This is a genomic window from Nocardiopsis sp. NPDC058631, from assembly GCF_042716955.1.
Taxonomy (GTDB): Bacteria; Actinomycetota; Actinomycetes; order Streptosporangiales; family Streptosporangiaceae; genus Nocardiopsis.
In genome coordinates, this window is sequence record NZ_JBHXQY010000077.1 from 1 (window position 1) to 21,552 (window position 21,552).

Consider the following 21,552-nt stretch of genomic DNA (forward strand, 5'->3'; position numbering starts at 1 on the left):
AAGTCTCCTTGCGCTGATGGTACTGCCCTGTGGTGGGGTGGGAGAGTAGGTCGCTGCCACGGTTTTTTGTTGGGGAGGGGGTTGCCTGTGATGGGCGGCCTCCTCCCTTTTTTTGTCGCCCGAGCTTGTGCGTTTGTGAAAATGCGTTGGTGAAAAATGGCGCCAGGGGGGTTGTGGGAGGACGGTCTCCCGGTGCCCCCGGATTTCGGGTCGGGGCACTGGACGCGCCTGTTTCGGCTGCTGAGAGAATTTCCGCATGACGAAGACAATCCCCGCCGAACTCCTGGCCGCAGCAGAGGACGCCAAGGGCTTCATGCCCACCGACGAGGGCACGGTCCTCTTCGAGGCGGCGGTGCGGTACTCCGCGGTCGGTCCCGTCGTGGAGATCGGCACCTACTGCGGTAAGTCCACCATCTTCCTCGGAGCCGCCGCTCGCGCCACAGGCACGAAGGTGCTCACCGTGGACCACCACCGGGGCTCGGAGGAGCACCAGGAGGGCTGGGAGTACCACGACGCCTCGCTCGTGGACCCGGCCACCGGCAGATTCGACACCCTTCCGCACTTTCGCCGCACGATCACCCGGGCGGGCCTGGACGACGAGGTCATCGCGGTGGTCGGCCGGTCCGTGGATGTCGCCGGCGTGTGGGGCACACCGCTGGGGATGGTGTTCATCGACGGCGGCCACAGCGAGGAGGCCGCCCAGAACGACTACGCGGGATGGAGCCCCCACGTCGCCGTCGGCGGTGCCCTCGTCATCCACGACGTGTTCCCCGACCCCGAGGACGGGGGGCGCCCGCCGCACAACATCTACCTCAGGGCCCTGGAGTCCGGACGGTTCAAGGAGGTTCGGGCCCTCGGCTCGATGCGCGTCCTCGAACGCGTCGCCTGAGCGTCCCGGGAAACTCAGGGGGCGCACGGAACTGTCGCGGTCATGAGAAAATGAGTGATTCGACGACTGACCCGACACACGCTCGCCGAGGGTTAGCCCTCGGTAAGAAGTGATGGCGTCGTAACGGATGCGGTCCCGACATGGTTACGGCCGGGTATCGTGGCGTGGAGGGCGGAGCGATGGCGGTGTTATTCCCCTCATTACCGCTTCAGTCCTGACTCGAACTGAACGATCAAGGGCACTCGCGCGTCAAACACAAGGACGGCACAGTGCCGGACGTGATTTGCCATGGGGGCGGGGAGCTGAGCGAGAGCACACACGGCGAAGGCGGGGCGGATGGACAGCGTCCCGAGAAGTACACGCCGGAGACAGAAGACACCTCTGCCGAAGAGCTGTCCAGCAAGAACATTTCTGAGAGTGGCAGGCCCGCCGCGCAGGGAGACCGGACCCCTGACGAGACCCCCGACGGAGACAACGGGGTGGGCGAGCAGCCGGAGCCGGAGTTCATCAATCCGATCACCTTCAAGACCAGCGGTACGTTCCTCCGGGACCGGATCGCGCAGAGTCTCGCGGAGCAGGGGTTCGACGACCCCGACGTGACGGCACGGCCGTCGGCCGCCGAGGCCGGCGCTGCCGCGCACGCGGACGACGCGGCAGGTGAGGCCGCCTCGCGGCGCGGGGACGAGGAGCCCGACGCCGGGGAGGCCCCCACCTCGGCGTTCGCGCACACCGAGTCCGCCGGATCCCCGGGCAACGACGCCGAGGACGGCCTCACCCCGAGGACCGAGGCCTTCCCCGCCCCGAAGACCGTGACGGACGGCGTCGGCGGTGGGGAGTCCTCCGGCTCCGCCGATGCTCCCGTCGACGTGATGGGGGACGCCGAACCGGTGACCCGGGACCTTCCGGCCATGTCCGACGGGCCGGGGGACACCGCACCGTTCACCGCGGCCGGGGACTCGCTCCCCGCACCTGAGGCCGTCGCCCCCGACAAGACCGAGGCGGAGAGGATCGACGAGTCCTCCGCCGCGGAGACCGCCGCACTCTGGCCCGCCCCGCGCCGCCTCTCGGACTACGTGACCGACGATCCCGACGCCGGCGATGGCCGGACCGAACACGGCTCCTCCGGCCCGGGAGCGCTCGGCGCCGCGGGAGCGGCTGCCGCGGCGGGAACCGCTGCGTCAGCAGACGGGGCCCCGAGTGGTTCCGGTGCGGTGCCCGGTGAGGGAAGCGGTGCGCCCGCGGGGCAGCAGGCGCGGCACGAGCCCTCCGGGGTGTCGGCCTCGCACGGTTCGGGCGGCCAGGGCGGCCCCAGCGGACCCGGAGGCCCCAAGGGGCCTGCGGGCCCCGGTGGTACGGGGCCCGGCGGCCCCAAGGGCCCCGGCGACCCGAAGGCAGCCAAGGGCAAGAAGGCCAAGAAGCCCCTGTGGTGGCGGATCCTCAGGGTCTTCCTCATCGTCACGGGCCTGTTCGTCATCATCGGCGCCGCCGTGTTCGCGTTCTTCTACACCACGGTCGAGGTGCCGGACGCGGCCAAGGCCGACGCCCTCGAACAGGGGTCGACCTTCTACTTCGGGGACGGTGAGACGGAGTTCGCCTACCGGGGCACCGACCGCGACCCCGTCACCTACGACGAGATGGTGGCGGGCGGCGACCACATCGTCGAGGCCGTGATCTCCGCCGAGGACCGCGGCTTCTGGGAGGAGCCCGGTGTGTCGGTCAGGGGAACGACCCGGGCCGTGTGGTCGACCGTCACCGGCCAGCAGGTCCAGGGCGGTTCCACGATCACCCAGCAGATGGTCCGCAACTACTACGAGGGTGTGAGCCGGGAGCAGACGGTCGCCAGGAAGATCCAGGAGATCATCATCTCCATCAAGGTCGACCAGAGCGAGTCCAAGGAGTGGGTGATGGAGCAGTACCTCAACACCATCTACTTCGGCCGCAACGCGTACGGCATCCAGGCGGCGGCCCAGGCGTACTACCACAAGGACGTCGACGAGCTCACGGCGGAGGAGGCGGCGTTTCTCTCCGCGGCGATCCAGCAGCCGACCCCCTTCGGCGAGGCCGACGTGGAGACCACCCCGGAGATGGAGCAGCGCTGGCGCTACGTCGTCAACGGCCTCGTCACCACCGAAGCCATCACCCAGGCCGAGGCCGACGCGATGGAGTTCCCCGCTCCCGAGGCGGAGAAGCCGCTGGAGGGCACCGACCTCAGCGGGTACCGGGGGTACATGTACGAGGCCGTGATGCGGGAGATGGCGGACCTCGGGTACTCCGAGGACCAGATCAACCGGCAGGGCTACTCCATCGTCACGACCTTCGACGAGGAGTTGATGGAGGCGGCCTACGAGACGGTCGAGGGCTCGCTCCCGCCGGACGTACTGCCCGAGGGCGTCAACGTCGGCCTCACCACGGTCGACCCGGCCACGGGTGAGGTCCTGGCCTTCTACGGCGGCCACGACTACTACGAGAACCAGTACGACAGCGGACTGCTGGGCGGGGCACAGGCCGGCTCGGCGTTCAAGCCCTACGTACTGGCCACCGCGCTGGAGGAGGGGTACAGCCTCCGCAGCATCGTCAACGGCAGCGGTCCGCGCAGCATCAACGGCTCCACGATCCAGAACGCCGGCAACGCTCCGGGCGGCCCCATGGACCTGGTCCAGGCCACCAGGGTCTCCAACAACCTCGGCTACATCGAGCTGACGATGGAGACCGGCTACGAGAACGTCCGGGACACCGCCTACGCCGCGGGGCTGCCCGACGGGAGCATCCTGGACAACCAGCTCGTGCCCACCATGGCACTGGGCGTCTCCACGGTCCGCCCGATCGACCAGGCCAGCGGCTACGCCACCTTCGCCAACGGTGGGGAGCACATCCAGGCGCACGTGGTCAAGGAGATCATCGACACCGAGGGCGAGGACCTGCGTCCCGAGATCGAGCGCAACCAGGCGTTGGAGGAGTCCACCGCGGCCGACGTCACCCACGCGCTCCGGCAGGTGGTCGAGGGCGGTACGGGTTCTTCGGCCAACTTCTACACGCACCCGGCGGCGGGCAAGACCGGCACCACCGACAACAGCGTCGCGGCCTGGTTCGTCGGGTACACGCCGCAGCTGTCCACGGCCGTGGGCGTGTACAACCAGAACAACCAGAGCTTCAGCATCCCCGGGCACGACATCTCCGGTGGCGGTGTGGCCGCACCCATCTGGCGCGACTACATGGCCAGGGCGATGGAGGGGCGCGAAGTGGTCCAGTTCCCGGAGCCGGCCTTCGCCGGATCGACCCAGTACTGGGCGCCGGACCCCTCCACCCAGGAGCCGGAGGCTCCTTCGGTGGAGGAGCAGCCGGAGCAGCCCAGCAACCCGGGGGCGCCTCCGGTGGAGGAGCAGCCGGAGCAGCCCAGCAACCCGGAGGTCCCCTCGGAACCGGGCGACCCGGGTATCCCGGAGCAGCCGGACCCGGGTGGCGGGGGTGAGGTCCCCCCGCCGGACGCGGGCGAGGAGACGCGCCGGTCCGACGAGTGGGACATCCCCTAGGACCGGGGACGCGGCCAGGCGAAGGCCACGCAGGAACACGGGGGAGCCCCGGCGGCACGCACCGCCGGGGCTCCCCCGTCGTCCTGCCGTCCCGCGCCGGTGGCGCCGCTACCGGACCGCGGGCTCCTCGTCCCAGGTGTGGAGGAACACCCGGGCTCCGGGCGTGGTCCCGGTGAGCGCGTCCACCGCCAGGATCACGGCGGCCGACGTCCAGGTGCTGCGCTCCACGGGCCAGCGCACCTGCTCGGCGAACTGGTAGCCGGTCCAGTAGACCCCGTCGTCGGGGTCGCGCAGGTGCTGCACGTCCCGCAGGATGCGAAGGCCCCCCTCGAAGTCGCCCACGGCGGCCAGGGTCAACACCAGCTCCGAGGACTCGGCCGCGGTCACCCACGGCTGGTCGCTCACGCAGCGCACTCCCAGGCCGGGCATGACGAAGATGTCCCAGCGCTCCCCGATGCGTTCCTTTGCGGCGGAGCCGCGGACGGCCCCTCCCAGGACCGGGTAGAACCAGTCCATCGAGAACCTGCTGCGGTCGGAGAACAGGTCCTCCCGCTCGTTGATCAGCACCGCCAGCCGGTCGGCGGCGGACGCCCACTCGGGGCGGTCACGGCCCAGGCGCGCGCCCAGGGCGACTCCGCACCGGAGGGCGTGGTACACGCTCGCGCACACCGTCAGGAGCGCGTGGTCGCCAGGGGAGCCGTCCTCCGAGCGGGCCCACAGGATCTCGCCGTGCTCGCCGCGCAACCCCAGGACGAAATCCAGGCCGCTCTCCACCACGGGCCAGGTCCGTTCGGCGAACTCGGCGTCCCCGGTGACGAGGAGGTGGTGGAACAGCCCCACCGCCGGGTAGGCGGCGTGATTGGCCTCGCGCAGATCCGTGACCGGCCTCCCCTGGCGGAACTTGGCGGGCCAGCCGCCGTCCGGGTGGCGGGACCGCTCCAGCCACAGGTAGGCGAGCCGTGCCGCCTCGGCGTGCTCGGGCACGCTCCGCCCGGTGACGGTCAGCGCCATGGCGCACTCCACGTGGTCCCACACGTCGGTGTGGCCACCGGGGAACCAGGGGATGGCGCCGTCGTCCTCCTGGCTGGACATCAGGTAGTGGGCGGAGCGGTGCAGTTGATCGGCGCTGAGCACACCGGGCAGGTGCAGGGGCGGGGCCGGAGGGACGGCCATCAGGCGGCGAGCGGTTTGCGCACGTACACGACCACGCTCTTGCCGATGACCGGGTTGAGGAGCCGTTCGGCGATCCGGGTCACCTTCGGGGCCTGGAGCATGTCCCACACCAGCAGGTCGTGGTAGGCCTTGGCGAGCGGGTGGCCGTCGTTGTCCGTGCCCACCGCGCACTTGATCCACCAGTACGGCGCATGCAGGGCGTGCGCGTGGTGGTGCGGGCCGATCTCGAAGCCGGTGGCCTTGAGCTTGGCCTCCAGTTCGGCGCGCGTGTAGATGCGGATGTGCCCGCCCTCGTTGGTGTGGTACTGCTCCGACAGAGCCCAGCAGAGGCGTTCGGGCAGGAAGCTCGGGACCGTCACCGCGGCGATGCCGCCCGGCCTGAGCACCCGGAACAGCTCCTTCATCCCGGCGGTGTCGTGGGGGATGTGCTCGAAGATCTCTGCCGCGACCACCCGGTCGAAGCTGCCGTCGTCGAAGGGCATGTCGAGGGCGTCGCCCTTGACGGTCTCGGCCTTGGCCTCCTCGGGAGCCTCGCCCTCGTGGCGCATCGCCGCGAACATCGTCTCGACCTCGGCGAGGTCGCCCACGTTCTGGTCGAAGGCCACGATGTCGGCACCGCGGCGGTAGATCTCGAAGGCGTGCCGGCCTCCGCCGCAGCCCAGGTCGAGAACGCGGTCGCCCGGTCCGACGGGGAACAGGTTGAAGTCGACGGTGATCAGTGGAGGCTCCCTAGGTGGTGCGGACGCGGTCGGTGGTGCGCGCGGCCCGCCGGTTCAGGCGCCGTTCGCGCGGGCCCGGGCTGGCGCGGGACGGGTGTCGTCGGCGGGGCGTCCGCCCCTGACGAGGTCGATGGTGGAGGAGTACCTCCGCGCGGTCAGCTCGGCGACCGCCCGCCAGGTGAAGCGCTCCTGCACGCGCTGCCAGGCGGCGGCGCCCATGCGTTCGCGTTCGGCGCCGTCGTCGAGCAGGGCGGCGAGCGCGTCCGCCAGGATCTCCGGGTCGCCCGGGGGGACGAGCCTTCCGGCGTCGCCGTCCGTACCCACCACCTCGGGCAGGGCGCCGGCGTGGCTGGCGACCAGGGGGGTGCCGCAGGCCATGGCCTCCACCGCGGGCAGGGAGAAGCCCTCGTAGAAGGACGGGACGACCGCGACCTGCGCGCTCGCGACCAGCTCGGCCAGCTCCGTGTCGTCGAGGCCGCTGACGAACTCGACGCGGTCGCGCAGGCTCAGCTCGTCCACCAGCTGGTCGGTGGGGCCGCCCGGTCTGGGCCTGCTGACGATGGTCAGGGTGACGTCGCGTTCGGTGGCGAGTTTGGCGGCGGCGCGCAGGAGGATCGCCACGCCCTTGAGGGGGCTGTCGGCACTGGCGGTGCACACGATGCGGCCGGGGACGCGCTCCAGTTCGGGGCGCGGGTGGAAGTAGCGGGTGTCCACGCCCAGCGGGGTGACCTCCATGGCGGCGGGGTCGACCCGGAACTCCCGGGCGATGTCGTCCGCCGAGGACTGGGAGGGGACCAGGATCGGGTCGAGTCTGCGGGCGACCCGGGCCTGCATGCGCACGAACCCGTACCAGCGGCGCTTGGAGAGCTTCTGGAGGCCCTTGGCCTCCTCCAGTTCGATCCGGCGGTCCACACTGATGGGGTGGTGGATGGTGGTGACCAGGGGGAGCCCGGCGGACTTGATGCCCAGCAGGCCCCAGCCCAGGGTCTGGTTGTCGTGGACGACGTCGAACTCGTCCAGGCGGCGGCGCAGCTCCCGGTTGGCGCGCAGGGAGTAGGTGAGGGGTTCGGGGAACCCGGCGGTCCACATGGTGGCGACCTCCAGGACGTCGATCCAGTCGCGCCATTGGCGCACGGGCGGTGCGACGAAGGGGTTGGCGTCGTTGTAGAGGTCCAGGGAGGGGATCTTCTCCAGGGTGACGCCCGCGTCCAGCACCGGGTAGGGCTGGCCCGAGAAGACGGTGACCTCGTGGCCCAGGGCGGCCAGCTCCCGTGACAGGTGGCGGACGTACACGCCCTGCCCTCCCACGTGCTGCTTGCTGCGGTAGGACAGCAGGGCGACGCGAAGGGGGCGGTCGGCGGAAGGCCGTGGGTCCGGTCCCGTGTTGTTGCCCGGCTGGGTCAAGAGTCCACCTCTTCGTTGGGTCGCTGGCCCGGTCGCCGCCGTGTGCCGCCGGTGCGCCGGGCGGGGTGGTCGCCGCCGTCGCGGACGCGCGTGTGCGCCGGTGACAGGCGTGAGCGCCCCATATGTTACTCGGCAGTTGGGTTCGAGGCGGCGTCGGGCTGGTTGGTAAGGGATCCTATGCCGGGCGCCGGGCCGGAGCTACGGCGACCCAGCGCGGCAGGTCGTCCGATCCGGATCGGACGGCGAGACCGCGTCTGCGGAGGAGCCGCAGGTGGGCGGCGGTCTCGGAGGCGGCCATGTGGCGGGCCTGGACGCGCATGTCGTCCCAGGCCCGCTTCCAGCCGAGGCGGGACGTGACCTCCCACAACGTGGCGGGGCCCTCGGTGAGGAGTTCGGCGATCTCCTCCAGGCGCTGCTCATGGTGGGTGGTGATCTCCTCCGAGCGGGCCGCGAGGCCGGTGAAGCGGCTCTCGTGTGAGGGAAGGCACATCAGCTGGTCGGCGTCGGGGAGGCGGCCCACGCGTGCCTGGGAGTCGAGGAACGCACCGAGGGGGTCGCCCTCCTCGGACAGGAGCGGGAACTGGCCGACGTGCGGCGTGATGCGGGGCAGGACGTGGTCTCCTGTGAACAGCCTTCCGCCGTCGGCCAGGTGCAGGCACAGGTGGCCGGGGCTGTGGCCGGGGGTCCACACGGCGCGCAGGTCGCGGCCGGGGAGGTCGACGGAGCCGCCGTCCCCGAGGGCGAGGTCGGGCACGGCCGAGGGTGTGAACAGGTGTGGTGTGCCCAGGAGGGTCCGGACGTCCTCGTCGGGGAACCCCGAGCGGCGCAGCTGGTCGGCGATCGCGGCGCGGCGGGCCTGCGCCGGGGCGGATCGCAGGTGCTCGGTGACGGCGATGTCGGCCGGGTGCATGGCGATCCAGGCGTCCGAGGCCCCGCGCAGGCGGCCGATCAGGCCGGAGTGGTCGGGGTGGAAGTGCGTGACGACGGCTCCCCGTACGTCCTCCACGGAGTGGCCGGTCTGTTCGAGGCCCCGGACGAGCGCCTCCCACGACTCGTCGTGGTCCCAGCCCGTGTCGATGAGGACCGGTCCGCCGGAGCCGGTCAGGACGTAGACGTAGGTGAAGCCGAGGGGGTTGCCGGGGATGGGCACCGGCAGGCTCCATACGCCGTCGCCGAGGTCCTCGACGGGGGGCAGGTCAGGCATGGGGCGACCTCTCACTAGAAACCGAATCCGGTTCGATTCTAGGATGTGGTCGTCCCGGGGGCGCGGCCGGAGGGCGCGGAGTCCCGGGTCGGGGCAAAGCCGGGCGCAAGGTCAAGGAAGCCCCTAAATAGAACATATTCTACAAAGCTTAATCGGCTTATCCGAAAACCCTGGCGCTCTCTTCGTATTGCTACTACTACGTCGGGCGATGAGGCGTGGATCATGGGCTTGAAGGACTGCGCGAGAGGGAAACCGTTAGATAACGTGTTCTTGTATGGCTGGGGTTCAGAGGAGCGTCAGCCGATTCCTGGCCCTCAGTGCCGTGGAGAGCGGTCAGCGTGTGGGCTGACGACGAAGGGGAGAGATCCTGTGGCGGTGCAGGCGCCGAGCGGAAGCATGTCGCGAAGTCAGACCCAGCGCCGAAAGCGCATCGTGCAGACAGCGGCGGCGCTGGCCGTCCGCGGCGGTGTCGAGGCCATGCAGATGCGGTCGGTCGCCGAGCGTGCGGGGGTCGCCCTCGGCACCCTGTACAGGTACTTCCCCTCGAAGATGGACCTCGTGGTGGCCGTGGTCACCGAGGAGCTCGACCTGCTGGAGGGCGGGATCGTCCGCCGCCCGCCCACCGCGGACGCCCCGGCCGAACGAGCCGTCGACGTCCTACTGCGCGCCACCCGGGGCCTGATGCGCGAGCCGGAGCTCGCCGACGCGCTCGTCCGGTCGCTCATCATGGCCGAGGTCAAGATCGAGCTCGACGTACGCATCTCCGACCTGGTGTGGCGCGTGGTCACCGGCAACCTGGAGGGCGCCGACACCACCGCCTCCGAGGAGGGGGCCGCCGTGGAGGTCGACCGGGCGGGTACCGGCTACGTCCTGATCAGCTCGCTCACCAGCGTGTGGATCTTCGAACTGGTCGAGGTGCTCAAGGGCCGGAGGGACGTCGACGAGGTCGAACGGCGGCTGCACACCGCCGCCGAGCACCTCCTCGTCTCCTTCTGACGCCCGCGCACCCGCACAGCCACGCGGGCGGTGGGGGCGGCGCCGGCGTCAGCCACCGCCGAAGAGCAGCCCCAGCAGCCCGTTGAGCAGCCCGCCGCCCCCGTCGCCGGACTCGCCCTCGTCGGGCGGACCGCCGGGGGCGTCGTCGTCTCCGGGGCCGTCACCGTCGGCGCCGTCGGGGACGCCGTCGTCGGCGGGCGGGCTCTGCCCCCCTGCCGGCGGTACGGGCGCGATGCCGTCCCCCGGTGCCCCGGCGCCGGTGGGCTTCCCGCTGGGCGCCTCGTCCGCAGGCTCCCGCGGTTCCCCGGCGGGGGAGGGCGCGGTCGGCGCCTCCGTGGAGGGCCCGGTCGGCTCGGCCTCGGGCTTGGCGTCCGAGTCGGTCGAGGCGGTCTCCACGTCAGGTCCGAGGTGCTCGCGCTCGGACTCCGCCGGTGCCGTGCCGATCACGGTCGAGGGGCCGCCCACGGAGCTCGCCCACGACCACAGGGCGACCGCCAGCACGACCGTGGCCAGGCCGGCGACGGCGGGGAGCGACCAGCGGCGGTGGTCGAACCGCGCGCGCGGCGCCTCCTCGTCCTCCGGTGCCGGGCACGGGCCGGGGAGCGGGGTCGTCTCCTCCTCGTGCTCCGGGTGGTCGGCGGTGGTCAGGCGGTCTCCGGCCAGGGCGCGGGGGAGCGGTTCGGGGCCGGGCTCGGACGCCTCCGGTGCCTCCTCCGGCTCTCCGGGGACACGGGACCGGTGCAGGGGGTAGCCCTCGCTGGTGAGCGGGTGCATCCCGGCGGCGATCCGGTCGCGGACCCCCGACAGTTCGGGGTCCAGGCAGGTGCGGAGCACCCGGTCGCGCAGGCCGGGCGGCGGCCCGGGAGGGCGCAGCAGCGCCAGGGCGCAGGAGACGTCGTGGACCTGGGTGCGCCAGGCCGCCGAACCGGTCCCCCCGGTGTCTCCGCCGCGCTCGGTCCGGGCACCCTCGGACGGGGTCCCTCCGGGCTCGGAGCGGTCGGGTCCTGACGCCGGGTCCGGGTGAGGGCGGCCCGCGTCCTCCGCCTCGGCCAGGTTCTCGGCCGCCCGTCGGATGGCGGAACGGGACAGCTCGCCGCAGATCGCGGAGTCGAGGCCCAGGACGCGGGCGGTCGCCGAGGTGGGCAGGGCGTGCCGCAGGTTGAGTTCGACCAGTTCGCGGTGGCTGGCGGGCAGCCGGGCGAACATGCGGGCGACGGGGACCTCGGCGGGCACCGTGGCAAGCCGCGTGTAGGGGCTGATGTGCGCCAGGCCTCGCCGCTGGCAGGAGGAGCGGACCAGGGCGTACAGCCAGGGGGCCCGGTCGGCCGGGTCGGCGCGGCGTGAGTCCAGGGCGACGCCCGCCACCAGCCCGTCGTGTACGGCCCCGGCGACCTGCTCCGGATCGTCGCCCAGGAGCGCCCAGGCGTACCGGTACAGGGGCAGGGCGAAGGCGTCGTAGAGCGCCTCGACCGCTGCTCGTGCTGGTTCGCCTGTTTCGCTACCTCTGGTCACGATTCTCCCCCCGCATATCCGTGACGGTAGCGAGGGGGGAGACACGGCGTGGGGGAAATCGGCAGCTGTGTCCCGAAGGTAAGAGTTCTGTTACCCGAGGGTCGGCGACCGGCCAGGATCGGCCGGGACGAGCAAGGCGTGTGTACGGGACCCGGACCTGCCCGGGGGAGACGTTCGGCTGCCCGCGCACCTGCCCCGGGAGGCCGGAGGTCTCCGCCGAGCGGCGGCCTCCGGCACCCGGGGCAGGGGTGGAGCGAAGCCGGGGCCCGGGAATACGGGACTACTCGCCGCCCCTGGAGGGCGAGCCGATCTCGACCATGCGCTCGACGGAGCGGCGGGCGCGCTCGGCCGTCGTGGCGTCGACCGTGATCTCCGTGGTGCCGAACCGCAGCGAGTTGAGCAGCTTGTCGGCGTTGATCATCTTCATGTAGTGGCACTCGGCGCGGGAGTTGACCGCCTCGAACTCGGTGTTCGGGTTGGCGCCGCGCAGCTGGTGCAGCATGCCGGTCTCGGTCGCGATCAGCACCTTCTTCGCGGTGGTGTTCTCCGCGGCGGTCAGCATCCCGCCGGTGGAGAGGATCTTCACGCGATCCTGGGGGACGGCGCCGCTGCCCACGAGGTAGAGGGCGGAGGTGGCGCAGCCGCACTCGGGGTGGACGTAGACCTCGGCGTCGGGTTCGGCGGCGACCCGTTCGCGCAGGGTGTGGCCGTCGATCCCCGCGTGCACGTGGCACTCGCCCATCCAGATGTGGATGTTCTCGCGGCCGGTGACCCTCTTGACGTGGGCCCCGAGGAACTGGTCCGGGAGGAAGAGGATCTCCCGGTCCTCCGGGATGGACCGGATGACGTCGGCCGCGTTGGAGGACGTGCAGCAGATGTCGGTCTCGGCCTTGACTGCCGCGGTGGTGTTGACGTAGGCGACGACGACCGCGCCGGGGTGCTCGGCCTTCCAGGCGCGCACGTCCTCGGCGGTGATGGTGTCGGCCAGTGAGCACCCCGCGTTCGGGTCCGGGAGGAGGATGGTCTTCTCCGGCGCGAGGATCTTCGCGGTCTCGGCCATGAAGTGCACGCCGCAGAAGACGATGGTTCCGGCGTCCACACTGGCGGCGAGACGGGACAGTGCGAGGGAGTCACCGGTGTGGTGCGCCACGTCCTGGATTTCCGGGCGCTGGTAGTTGTGCGCGAGGATGACAGCGTCGCGCTCCTCTGCCAGGCGGCGGACCTCGGTGGCCCATTCCTGCCTGGTCATGGTGTCCGCTGTGGCGGTGACCGGTGCCATGTCCAACTACTTCCTTGGGGCTGTGGGCACGTCGTACGGGCTCCGTGCCGTGAGAGGCGGGTGCGGTGAACAGGTTTTCGTCTGTCAGGCACAAACCCGGTGCAGCTTAACATGACGAGGAACGAAAGGGACAGTGTGGATATCCCGGAAGCAAACGGACAGGTCAGGGCATCCGTCTGCGGAGAGGCGGGCCACGCGGTGCTGTCGGCGCACGAGGCACTCGCCGTCGTCCTCCAGATCCGGACGGGAGAACTGTGCGTCCTGCTGTGGCGCAGAGCTCTGCCCCCCTGCGAGGGGGAGTGGGCCCTCCCCGGCGGGCGCCTCGGGGCGGACGAGAGCCTCGGCGCCTCCATCCGGCGCCAGCTCGCCCAGAAGGTGGACGTGCGCGACCTCTCCCACCTGGAACAGCTGGAGACACGCAGCGATCCCGACCGCGCCCCCCAGCGCCGAACCCTGGCCACCGCCTACCTGGGGCTGGTACCCGCGCACATCGACCCGGTCGTGCCCGCCGACACCGGTTGGCACCCCGTCGCGCACCTGCCGCCCATGGCCTTCGACCACGCCTCCATCATCCGCTCCGGCCACCACCGGCTGCGCGCCAAGCTCGGCTACACCAACGTCGGGTTCGCGCTCGCCCCGCCCGAGTTCACGGTGTCGGAACTGTCCGGCTACTACCGGGCCGCCCTCGGGTACGACGTCGCGGCCACCAACCTGCGCCGCGTGCTGCTGCGGCGCGGGCAGATCGAGGAGACCGGGCGGTCGGTGCCCTCCGGGCGCTCGGGAGGGCGGCCCGCCGCCCTCTTCCGCTTCCGCGCACGGGGACTGGAGATCACCGACGCCTTCGCCGTGCTCCGTCCGCCCGGCTGACCGGGCCCCACGTGGGCCATCGCGCTCGGGTCGCTCCCGACAAGGTTCGGGGGTGCTTGTAGACTCCCTGATCGTGACAATTCGTACCGTGGTGTTCGACGTCGGGGAGACACTCGTCGACGAGACGCGTATCTTCGCCCGCTGGGCCGACCGCTTCGGCATCCCGCACATGGCGTTCTTCGGCACCATCGGTGGTGTCCTCGCCTCCGGCGGGACCCTCACCGACGGCTTCCGGCTCCTCGTGCCCGGATTCGACCTGGCGGCGGAGAGCGACCGGTGGCGGGCCGAGGAGCCCGAGGGGGAGCGCGAGCACTTCGGCGAGCGCGACCTCTACCCCGACGTGCGCCCGGCCTTCAAGGCCATGCGCGACGCCGGACTCTCCCTGGTCATCGCCGGCAACCAGCCGACCGCGGCGGGCCCTGCCCTGACCGCCATGGGCCTGGACGTGGACGGTATCGGCATCTCCGACGACTGGGGTGTCCAAAAGCCCCGGCCCGAGTTCTTCGACAGGGTCGTCGAGCTCGCCGACCGGACCCGCCCCGGCATCACCCCCGGGGAGATCCTCTACGTCGGCGACCGCGTCGACAACGACGTCGTCCCCGCCGTACGGGCCGGTATGCGCGCGATCCTGCTCCGCCGCGGCATCTACGGCTACCGCCACTCCGCGACGCGCGACGCGGCACGGGCCGACGCCGTCCTGGACGACCTGTACGGCCTCGCCGCGTGGATCGCCGCGCGCAACTGACCCGCGCCCCCGCGGAACCGGCCCACGGGCCGGGCCCACGAACGGGCCCGGCCCGTTCGCGTGTCCGGGGCCGGGGAGGGGCCGCCGGACCACCGACACCACCGGCCGCGAAGGACACGAGGTCCCGTTCGTGTCACGGCCGAGACCATACCGTTTGACCCACATGCCCACGGGTAGCGTGCGGACGGCCCGCTCGCCGTCGCCGCACACCACCCCGGTCCCCGAACGGAGACAGCCCGGCCGATGATCACATTCGAGGGTGCTGCCAAGCTCTACCCCGACGGCACGGTCGCCGTCGACGACCTGGACCTCACCGTCGAGACCGGCCAGACCACGGTCTTCGTCGGTCCCTCCGGCAGCGGAAAGACCACGTCGCTGCGGATGATCAACCGGATGGTCGAACCCACCGGAGGCTCCGTCCTCATCGACGGTGAGGACATCCGCGGCCGCGACCCCGCCGAACTGCGCAGATCCATCGGCTACGTCATCCAGCAGGCCGGGCTGTTCCCGCACCGCACCGTCCGCGACAACATCGCGACGGTGCCGCTGCTGCTCGGCTGGAAGAGGGCCAGGGCCAAGGCCAGAGCCGACGAGCTCATGGAACTGGTGGGGCTCGAACCCTCCCAGGCCGTGCGGTACCCCCACCAGCTCTCGGGCGGGCAGCAGCAGCGCGTCGGGGTGGCACGGGCCCTGGCCGCGGACCCTCCCATCCTGCTGATGGACGAACCCTTCAGCGCCGTCGACCCCGTCGTGCGCGCCAGTCTCCAGGACGAGCTGCTGCGCCTCCAGGCCGAACTGCACAAGACGATCGTGTTCGTCACCCACGACATCGACGAGGCGGTCCGCCTCGGCGACCGCATCGCCGTCTTCCGGCCGGGCGGCAGGCTCGCCCAGTACGACACCCCCGAGGACCTGCTGGCCTCGCCGCGCGACGCGTTCGTGGAGTCCTTCGTCGGCTACGACCGCGGCGTCCGGAGGCTGTCGTTCTTCCCGGCCCGCGACCTGTCGCTGCGCGAGGACGTCGTGTTCGGCGAGGAGACCGCGGCGTCCGGGGCGGGTGCCGCCGCCCTGGACAAGGACGAACCGTGGGTGCTGGTGGTCGATGGGGACCGGATGCCGCTGGGATGGGCCGCGGCCGAGCAGCTCACCCGCGCCCCGGGCGGGACCGCGGTCGGCTCGCTCGACCTCGCTCCCTACGGGCACACGTTCGACGTGGGCACGGACTCCCTGCGTGCGGCCCTCGACGCCGCCGTGCTCTCCCCGGCCGGGCGGGCCGTCGGCGTGGACTCGGCCGGCCGCGTGGTCGGTGTGGTCACCCAGGGCGACCTGGGCGCCGCACTCTGGTCGGTGGCCGAGTGATCGGCGGGGCCTGGGACTGGACGGCCGGGGTCCTCGACTGGGGAGTGGCGAACTGGAGCTACCCGGGGGAGCCCGACCGGGGCATCCTGCCCCGGCTGACCGAGCACATGCGGCTGGCCTACCTGTCCATCCTCATCGGGCTCGCGGTGGCCGTGCCGCTGGGGTTGGCGTGCGTGCGGTGGAAACCCCTGTACCCGCCGGTGCTCACCGGCGTCAACGTGCTCTACGCGGTGCCGTCCATCGCCCTGTTCTTCCTGATGCTGCCCTACACCGGGTTCAGCGACTGGACGGCCGTCGTGCCGCTCGCCCTGTACACCCTGGTGATCCTGCTGCCCAACGTGGTGGACGGGCTGCGCCAGGTGCCCGACCACGTGCGCCAGGCCGCCGTCGCGATGGGCTTCGGCCCGCTGCGCCGCCTGGTCCTCGTGGAGATGCCGGTGGCCGTTCCGGTGATCATCGCCGGTCTGCGGGTGGCGTCGGTCGCCACCATCAGCATGGTCAGCGTCGCCTCCCTGGTGGGTCTGGGCGGGCTGGGGCAGTTGATCCTCAGCGAGGGGTTCCGCCGCCAGTTCGACGCGCCCATCGTGGTCGGCGTCCTGCTCACGGTCCTCCTGGCCTTCGTCACCGACGCCCTGCTCGTGCTCGCCCAGTACCTGCTCACCCCCTGGGCCCGCAGTGACGGCGCCGGGGGCGGCTCCGGCCGCGGACGCCGGGCCGCCGCACGTGTGTCCGCGGAGGCCGCAGCCGCGCGGGCCGGGGCGGGAACCCCGGACGCGGACCGCACCACACCGGGGGAGAGGCAGCCATGGACATCCTGAACGAACTGGTCGCGTGGTTCGCCGACCCGGCGCAGTGGAGCGGCAGCACGGGCATCCCCGCCCGCATGGCGGAGCACGTCTACTACTGCCTGCTCGGCCTGCTGATCTCCTCCGTCATCGCCGTCCCCCTGGGCCTGCTGACCGGTCACACCGGCGTGGGCGGGTTCCTCACCGCCAGCCTCGCCAACTTCGCCCGCGCCCTGCCCACCATCGGTGTCCTGTTCCTCATCGTGCTGGCCGCCGGGATCGGGCTCGTGCCCGTGGTCTGCGCCCTGGTCGCGCTGGCCGTTCCGCCGATCCTCGTCAACACACACGAGGGAGTGCGCGGGGTCGAGCCCCGTCTGAGGGACGCGGCGTTCGGTATGGGGATGCGGGGACGCGAGGTGCTGTTCGCACTCGAACTCCCCGTGGCCACCCCGCTCATCCTCATCGGGATGCGCACCGCGGCGGTCCAGGTGGTCGCCACCGCGACCATCGCCGCCTACGTGGGCGTGGGCGGACTCGGGCGGTACATCGTCGACGGCCAGGCCCGCCAGGACCTGACGATGATGCTGGGGGGATCAGTGCTGGTGGTGCTGCTCGCGGTACTCACCACACTCCTGTTCGCCGGGTTGCGGCTGTTGCTCGTCGCTCCCGGACTGCGCGCCGCGGCCGTGTCGGCGCGCTAGGTGGTTCCGGGCGCCGCCCGCGGACGCAGTACCGAGAGAAGAGAAGGTTCGGACATGGACAAGAGGCTCGCCCTCATCGGGCTTCCACTCGCAGCGGTGCTCCTGACCGCCTGCGGCGGCAGCGACCCCTACGCGGAGGACGGGGAGGGAGGCGGCGGCACCGAAGCGGGTTCCGTCGTCATCGGCTCCGCCGACTTCCCCGAGAGCAGCCTGCTCGCCGAGATCTACGGCCGGGCCATGGAGGCCGAGGGCGTGGACGTCACCTACCAGCTCAACATCGGCAGCCGGGAGGTGTACTACTCCCAGATCGAGTCCGGGAACCTCTCGGTGTTCCCGGAGTACAACGGTGCGACCCTGGCCTACCTCGACGACGAGGCTCCCAGCGGCAACAGCGAGGAGACCAACGCTCTCGTCGCCGAGGCCCTCCCGGAGGGTCTGGAGATCCTGGACTCCTCCAGCGCGGAGAACAAGGACTCGGTGACCGTCACCGGCGAGACCGCCCAGGAGCACGACCTGAGCACCCTCGCCGACCTGGCCGACGTCGCCGGTGAACTGACCCTCGGGGGCCCGCCGGAGTTCGAGACCCGCCAGCAGGGCGTGGTGGGCCTGGCCGACGTCTACGGCGTCGAGTTCGGCGAGTACCGCTCCCTGGAGGTGGCCCTGCTGACCCAGGCGCTCCTGGACGGCGACATCCAGGCCGCCAACATGTTCACCACCGACCCGCAGATCGCGGTGGAGGAGCTCGTGGTCCTGGAGGACCCGGAGAACCTGTTCGGTGCCCAGAACATCACCCCCCTGATCAACGCCGAGCAGGTGGACGAGACCGCCAGAGGCGCCCTCGACGCCGTCTCGGCGGCGCTCACCACGGATGCCCTGACCGCGCTCAACGAGCGTGTCGTCGTCCAGAACGAGAACGCCGCCGACGTCGCCCAGGAGTGGCTGGAGGAGGAGGGGCTCGCCTAGATCGTGCTCCGCGGGTCATTTCGGGCTCGCAGCCGCCAGGCTGCCTCCCGCTGCGCCGACCGCGCTTGGGCAGCCGGACCCGGGCCGACCTGCGCTACTCGGCCTGCGAGAGAGGGCCTGACGACCGCTCGCAGGCCGAGTAGCGCGAGTGCCGAGCCGGCCGAAAGCATCCGCCGGACGCGCCTTGGTGTCCTCACCGGAGGCGCTGCCGGTGTGACGTGGGGTGCCGTGCCCCTCCCCTGCCCGTGACCGTGGTTTCCGCGCAGGCGGGGGAGGGGCCCGGCGTGGCGCGTGATCAGTTGGGAGCGGGCCCGGTCGAGTCCCGGACCACCAGGTGCGCGGGCAGGACCACCTGCCGCGGGGCCTCCCCGGCGGCTGCCCGGGAGACCCGGTTCAACAGCAGCTCCACACCCGCGCGGCCGGCCTCCTCGTGGGGACCGGCGAGCGTGGTCAGCGCGGGGACACAGAAGTCCGCGCCGAAGATGTCGTCGTAGCCCACGACACTGCGGTCCTGCGGCACGCGCAGCCCGCGTTCGGCGAGACGGCGCAGCATGCCGATCGCGAGCAGGTCGTTGTGGGCGACGAACGCCGTCGCCCCCGAGACCAGTGCGGCGTCCGCGGCAGCCGCCCCGCCCGCCACCCGCGGCGAGAAGGGCCCCAGCCGGGTCGCCGCCATGCCGCACCGCCCGGCTGCCGAGTCCAGCCCCCTCCACCGCTCCTTCGCCTGCCATGACTGCTCGGGTCCGCTGAGGTACACCACGGACCGGTGCCCGAGTGAGGCCAGGTGGTCGATGATCTGCCGACTGCCGCCACCGTTGTCGACGATCGCGCTCGGGAGGCCCTCGACCTGCCTGTTGACCAGTGCCAGGTTGTGTTCCCGGGCCAGCTCGGCCGTGGTCGTGTCGCTCATCCGGCTGGACGCGAGGACGAAGCCGTCCACCGAACGGGCCAGGCGCAGGATCTGCTCGCGCTCGTTGTCCGCGGACTCCTCGGTGTAGCCCAGGATGAAGGTGATCCCCGACGCGCTCGCCCGGCCCTCCGCGCCGCGTATCGTGCCGAAGAAGTGCGGGTTGGCGATGTCGGGGACCAGGAGCGCGATCGTGGCCGTGCGACCCGACTGGAGAGCGCTGGCCAACGGGTTGGGCCGGTAGCCCAGGCGCTCGGCGACGTTCAGGACGTGCTCACGGGTGACGGAGTTGACCCGCCGCGGGTTGCTGAACGCGCGGGACACCGTGGACGCGGCCACGCCGGCCTCACGGGCGACGTCGTAGACCGTACTTCTCCTGACCGGGCTCATGGAGCTCTTTCTACGCTGTGTGGCAACTTTTGGCAATCGCTTGCCAATTGTGACGGACGAAACCTAGAGTTCACAACCACGACATACAGCCGACCAGGGCACGCCTCTGAACAGCGCGTATGTGCCCCCGTTCGTTGAGTGGAGCCCGGGATGAACAATCCCCCCAGTACGTCCGGAGGCGGGCCCTCAGGCTCGCGTCCGGCAGTCCTCCGATGGCTGGAGACCGCGGAACTCGTTGTCGGCGCGCTGCTCCTGATGATGATCTTCGCGCTGATGCTCATCCAGGCCGGCCAGCGCTACGTCCCCGTCGAGAGCTGGGCATGGGTGGGGGAGCTCGCTCGGTTCGGCCTGGTCTGGCTGGCCTTCTCCCTCGTCGGCTACCTCGTGGGCCGTGACGAGCACATCACCCTCAAGCTCATCGACTTCGTCGCCCGGGGGTGGGCGATGCGCGTCGTGTGGATCTTCGCGAACCTCGTCATCGCCGCGACGTGCGGCCTGCTCGTCGTGGCCGCAGCCGACCTCGTGTTCACCGCGGGGCCGCAGGCCACGCCGGTGATGGGCATCCCGATGGCCTGGACCTACGTGATCCCGATGGTCGGGCTCGGTCTGGCCGTCCTGCGCGCCCTGGCCAACGCGGCACTCCTGCCGGGGCCGCCCGCCCCCGAGAACCTTCCCCCCGCCCAGACCGACCACGAGGAGTCCACCCGATGAGTGCCGGCCTCCTCCTCCTCGCCATCGTCGTCCTGCTGGCGCTGCGCGTTCCCATCGCCTTCGCCATCCTCGGGCCGTCCCTCGCGTACACGCTCCTGACCGACCAGTCCACCGGCCTGAGCCTGCGCACCGTCACGCAGGAGATCAACAGCTTTCCCCTGCTGGCCATCCCCCTGTTCATCATGGTCGGCGTCGCCGCCAACCACACCGGCATCGCGGACCGCATCTTCGGCTTCGCCCAGGTGCTGCTGGGGCGTTTCCGGGGCAGCCTGGGCTACGTCAACGTCGGCGTCAGCGTCGGATTCTCGTGGGTGAGCGGCACCGCCCTGGCCGACGTCGCGGGCATGGGCAAGATGATCGTCCCGGCCATGACCTCCCGCGGCTACTCCCGGCGCTTCTCCCTGGGGCTGACCGCCGCCTCCAGCCTGATCAGCCCGATCATGCCGCCCAGCATCCCGGCGATCGTCTACGCCTCCGTCGCCGCGGTCTCCACCGCGGCCCTGTTCGCCGCGGCCCTGGTCCCGGCGCTCCTCGTCGCCGCGGGGCTCTCGGTCGCCGTCTACCTGTGGGCGCGCAAGCAGCCGCACCTGGCCGGGGAACGGGCCACGGCCACAGAGGTCCGCACCGCGGTCGTGCGCGTGCTCGGCCCGCTGGGCGCCCCCCTCATCCTGCTCGGGGGCATCCTGAGCGGACTCTTCACCCCTACCGAGGCCGCCGCGGTCGGCGCGGCCTACGTGCTCGTGCTCGGGCTCCTCTACCGTGAACTGACCCTGCGCACCTTCTGGCGCATCCTCGTGGAGACCGCGACGACCGCCGCCTCGATCGCGATCATCCTGGCGGCGTCCGGCCTGCTCGGCTGGATCCTGGCCCGCGAACGCGTCCCGCAGGACATCGCGTCCTTCCTGCTGGGGTTCACCGACAGCCCGATCGTGTTCCTGCTGCTGGTGAACCTCGTGCTCATCCTCCTCGGCACGGTCCTGGAGCCCATCGCCGCCCTGATGATCACCGTGCCCGTCCTGCTGCCCATCGCCGTGCAGTTCGGGGTGGACCCCGTCCACTTCGGGATCATCGTCATCGTCAACCTCATGATCGGGCTGCTCACGCCGCCGCTCGGAGGAGTGCTCTTCGTGCTCGGCTCGGCCACCAAGAGCCCCATGCACGAGGTGTTCCGCGGTACTGCTCCGTTCCTCGTGCCGCTGCTGCTGGTCCTGGCCCTGCTCACCTTCGCCCCGGAGGTCGTGCTCTTCCTGCCCGGATACCTCGGCCTCTGAGCCGCGCCGGCCGGGCCCGGGACACCCGCTCCGCGGCCCCGCACCCCGACCGGCGCGACACCCCACCCGGGGAAACGGTCCTCGGGCCCGACCGCACCACCACCACCGCCGCCGCCCCAGGGCGGCACGACCCCCCCAGGAGAACCA

The 21,552-nt window shown here is 71.5% G+C and carries 18 protein-coding genes; 11 read left to right on the forward strand and 7 right to left on the reverse strand.

What is annotated here, in order from left to right; translation table 11 throughout:
- The first annotated feature begins 256 nt into the window (after positions 1–256).
- Both ACFWTE_RS22055 and ACFWTE_RS22060 read left to right on the forward strand, forming a co-directional pair.
- Positions 257–889: a class I SAM-dependent methyltransferase gene (locus tag ACFWTE_RS22055; RefSeq protein WP_378781592.1), complete on the forward strand. Its 633-nt coding sequence runs from the start codon at positions 257–259 to the stop codon at positions 887–889.
- 269 nt (positions 890–1,158) lie between these two features.
- Positions 1,159–4,419, forward strand: a complete 3,261-nt coding sequence (locus tag ACFWTE_RS22060) for a transglycosylase domain-containing protein (RefSeq protein ID WP_378781593.1) — start codon at positions 1,159–1,161, stop codon at positions 4,417–4,419.
- 108 nt (positions 4,420–4,527) lie between these two features.
- Here ACFWTE_RS22060 and ACFWTE_RS22065 read toward each other — a convergent pair whose 3' ends face one another.
- The 4 genes from ACFWTE_RS22065 to ACFWTE_RS22080 form a co-directional block, all read right to left on the reverse strand.
- Positions 4,528–5,592 (reverse strand): prenyltransferase, encoded by a 1,065-nt coding sequence (locus ACFWTE_RS22065; RefSeq protein WP_378781595.1) that lies wholly within the window; start codon positions 5,590–5,592, stop codon positions 4,528–4,530.
- On the reverse strand, positions 5,592–6,311 hold the full coding sequence (locus ACFWTE_RS22070; RefSeq protein ID WP_378781627.1) for a class I SAM-dependent methyltransferase: 720 nt from the start codon (positions 6,309–6,311) through the stop codon (positions 5,592–5,594). Before ACFWTE_RS22070 ends, ACFWTE_RS22065 begins: the two co-directional genes overlap by 1 nt.
- Before the next feature lie 54 nt (positions 6,312–6,365).
- Positions 6,366–7,715: a glycosyltransferase family 4 protein gene (locus tag ACFWTE_RS22075; protein ID WP_378781597.1), complete on the reverse strand. Its 1,350-nt coding sequence runs from the start codon at positions 7,713–7,715 to the stop codon at positions 6,366–6,368.
- Between the two features lie 175 nt (positions 7,716–7,890).
- Positions 7,891–8,919 carry an MBL fold metallo-hydrolase gene (locus ACFWTE_RS22080; protein ID WP_378781598.1) on the reverse strand — a complete coding sequence of 343 codons (1,029 nt, stop codon included), beginning with the start codon at positions 8,917–8,919 and terminating at the stop codon, positions 7,891–7,893.
- A 369-nt stretch (positions 8,920–9,288) separates the two neighbouring features.
- Between ACFWTE_RS22080 and ACFWTE_RS22085 the strand changes: the two genes are divergently transcribed.
- Positions 9,289–9,915, forward strand: coding sequence for a TetR family transcriptional regulator (locus tag ACFWTE_RS22085; protein WP_378781599.1), 627 nt, complete (start codon positions 9,289–9,291; stop codon positions 9,913–9,915).
- Between the two features lie 48 nt (positions 9,916–9,963).
- Here the strand turns inward: ACFWTE_RS22085 and ACFWTE_RS22090 are convergent, their stop codons facing one another.
- The gene (locus ACFWTE_RS22090) at positions 9,964–11,427 is read right to left on the reverse strand and encodes a sigma-70 family RNA polymerase sigma factor (RefSeq protein WP_378781601.1); all 1,464 of its coding nucleotides are present in this window, start codon (positions 11,425–11,427) and stop codon (positions 9,964–9,966) included.
- A 280-nt stretch (positions 11,428–11,707) separates the two neighbouring features.
- A complete protein-coding gene (gene nadA / locus ACFWTE_RS22095; protein WP_378781603.1) occupies positions 11,708–12,706 on the reverse strand; it encodes a quinolinate synthase NadA in 999 nt (332 codons plus the stop codon).
- A 135-nt stretch (positions 12,707–12,841) separates the two neighbouring features.
- Here nadA and ACFWTE_RS22100 point away from each other — a divergent pair, with 135 nt between their 5' ends.
- The 6 genes from ACFWTE_RS22100 (at position 12,842) to ACFWTE_RS22125 (ending at position 18,126) form a co-directional block, all read left to right on the forward strand.
- Positions 12,842–13,573 carry an NUDIX domain-containing protein gene (locus ACFWTE_RS22100; RefSeq protein WP_378781606.1) on the forward strand — a complete coding sequence of 244 codons (732 nt, stop codon included), beginning with the start codon at positions 12,842–12,844 and terminating at the stop codon, positions 13,571–13,573.
- Positions 13,574–13,646: 73 nt separating this feature from the next.
- Positions 13,647–14,318 (forward strand): HAD family hydrolase, encoded by a 672-nt coding sequence (locus ACFWTE_RS22105; protein WP_378781608.1) that lies wholly within the window; start codon positions 13,647–13,649, stop codon positions 14,316–14,318.
- 243 nt (positions 14,319–14,561) lie between these two features.
- Positions 14,562–15,677 carry an ATP-binding cassette domain-containing protein gene (locus ACFWTE_RS22110; protein WP_378781609.1) on the forward strand — a complete coding sequence of 372 codons (1,116 nt, stop codon included), beginning with the start codon at positions 14,562–14,564 and terminating at the stop codon, positions 15,675–15,677.
- Positions 15,677–16,495: an ABC transporter permease gene (locus tag ACFWTE_RS22115; protein WP_378781629.1), complete on the forward strand. Its 819-nt coding sequence runs from the start codon at positions 15,677–15,679 to the stop codon at positions 16,493–16,495. Before ACFWTE_RS22110 ends, ACFWTE_RS22115 begins: the two co-directional genes overlap by 1 nt.
- Entirely contained in the window at positions 16,483–17,163 is a 681-nt protein-coding gene (locus ACFWTE_RS22120) for an ABC transporter permease (RefSeq protein WP_378781611.1), read from the forward strand. The genes ACFWTE_RS22115 and ACFWTE_RS22120 overlap by 13 nt, the downstream gene beginning before the upstream one ends.
- A 54-nt stretch (positions 17,164–17,217) precedes the next feature.
- On the forward strand, positions 17,218–18,126 hold the full coding sequence (locus tag ACFWTE_RS22125) for an ABC transporter substrate-binding protein (protein ID WP_378781613.1): 909 nt from the start codon (positions 17,218–17,220) through the stop codon (positions 18,124–18,126).
- Between the two features lie 295 nt (positions 18,127–18,421).
- Here ACFWTE_RS22125 and ACFWTE_RS22130 read toward each other — a convergent pair whose 3' ends face one another.
- Entirely contained in the window at positions 18,422–19,423 is a 1,002-nt protein-coding gene (locus ACFWTE_RS22130) for a LacI family DNA-binding transcriptional regulator (protein WP_378781614.1), read from the reverse strand.
- Positions 19,424–19,573: 150 nt separating this feature from the next.
- Here ACFWTE_RS22130 and ACFWTE_RS22135 point away from each other — a divergent pair, with 150 nt between their 5' ends.
- Positions 19,574–20,134, forward strand: a complete 561-nt coding sequence (locus tag ACFWTE_RS22135) for a TRAP transporter small permease (protein WP_378781615.1) — start codon at positions 19,574–19,576, stop codon at positions 20,132–20,134.
- Entirely contained in the window at positions 20,131–21,405 is a 1,275-nt protein-coding gene (locus ACFWTE_RS22140; protein WP_378781616.1) for a TRAP transporter large permease, read from the forward strand. Before ACFWTE_RS22135 ends, ACFWTE_RS22140 begins: the two co-directional genes overlap by 4 nt.
- The last annotated feature ends 147 nt before the right edge of the window (positions 21,406–21,552 follow it).

Bases quoted from the DNA above. Each gene is read 5' to 3' on its own strand.
- ACFWTE_RS22130 (WP_378781614.1), bottom strand. From the start codon at position 19,423: ATGAGCCCGGTCAGGAGAAGTACGGTCTACGACGTCGCCCGTGAGGCC.
- ACFWTE_RS22065 (WP_378781595.1), bottom strand. From the start codon at position 5,592: ATGGCCGTCCCTCCGGCCCCGCCCCTGCACCTGCCCGGTGTGCTCAGC.
- ACFWTE_RS22080 (WP_378781598.1), bottom strand. From the start codon at position 8,919: ATGCCTGACCTGCCCCCCGTCGAGGACCTCGGCGACGGCGTATGGAGC.
- ACFWTE_RS22110 (WP_378781609.1), top strand. From the start codon at position 14,562: ATGATCACATTCGAGGGTGCTGCCAAGCTCTACCCCGACGGCACGGTC.
- ACFWTE_RS22135 (WP_378781615.1), top strand. From the start codon at position 19,574: ATGAACAATCCCCCCAGTACGTCCGGAGGCGGGCCCTCAGGCTCGCGT.
- ACFWTE_RS22140 (WP_378781616.1), top strand. From the start codon at position 20,131: ATGAGTGCCGGCCTCCTCCTCCTCGCCATCGTCGTCCTGCTGGCGCTG.
- ACFWTE_RS22055 (WP_378781592.1), top strand. From the start codon at position 257: ATGACGAAGACAATCCCCGCCGAACTCCTGGCCGCAGCAGAGGACGCC.
- ACFWTE_RS22125 (WP_378781613.1), top strand. From the start codon at position 17,218: ATGGACAAGAGGCTCGCCCTCATCGGGCTTCCACTCGCAGCGGTGCTC.
- ACFWTE_RS22120 (WP_378781611.1), top strand. From the start codon at position 16,483: ATGGACATCCTGAACGAACTGGTCGCGTGGTTCGCCGACCCGGCGCAG.
- nadA (WP_378781603.1), bottom strand. From the start codon at position 12,706: ATGGCACCGGTCACCGCCACAGCGGACACCATGACCAGGCAGGAATGG.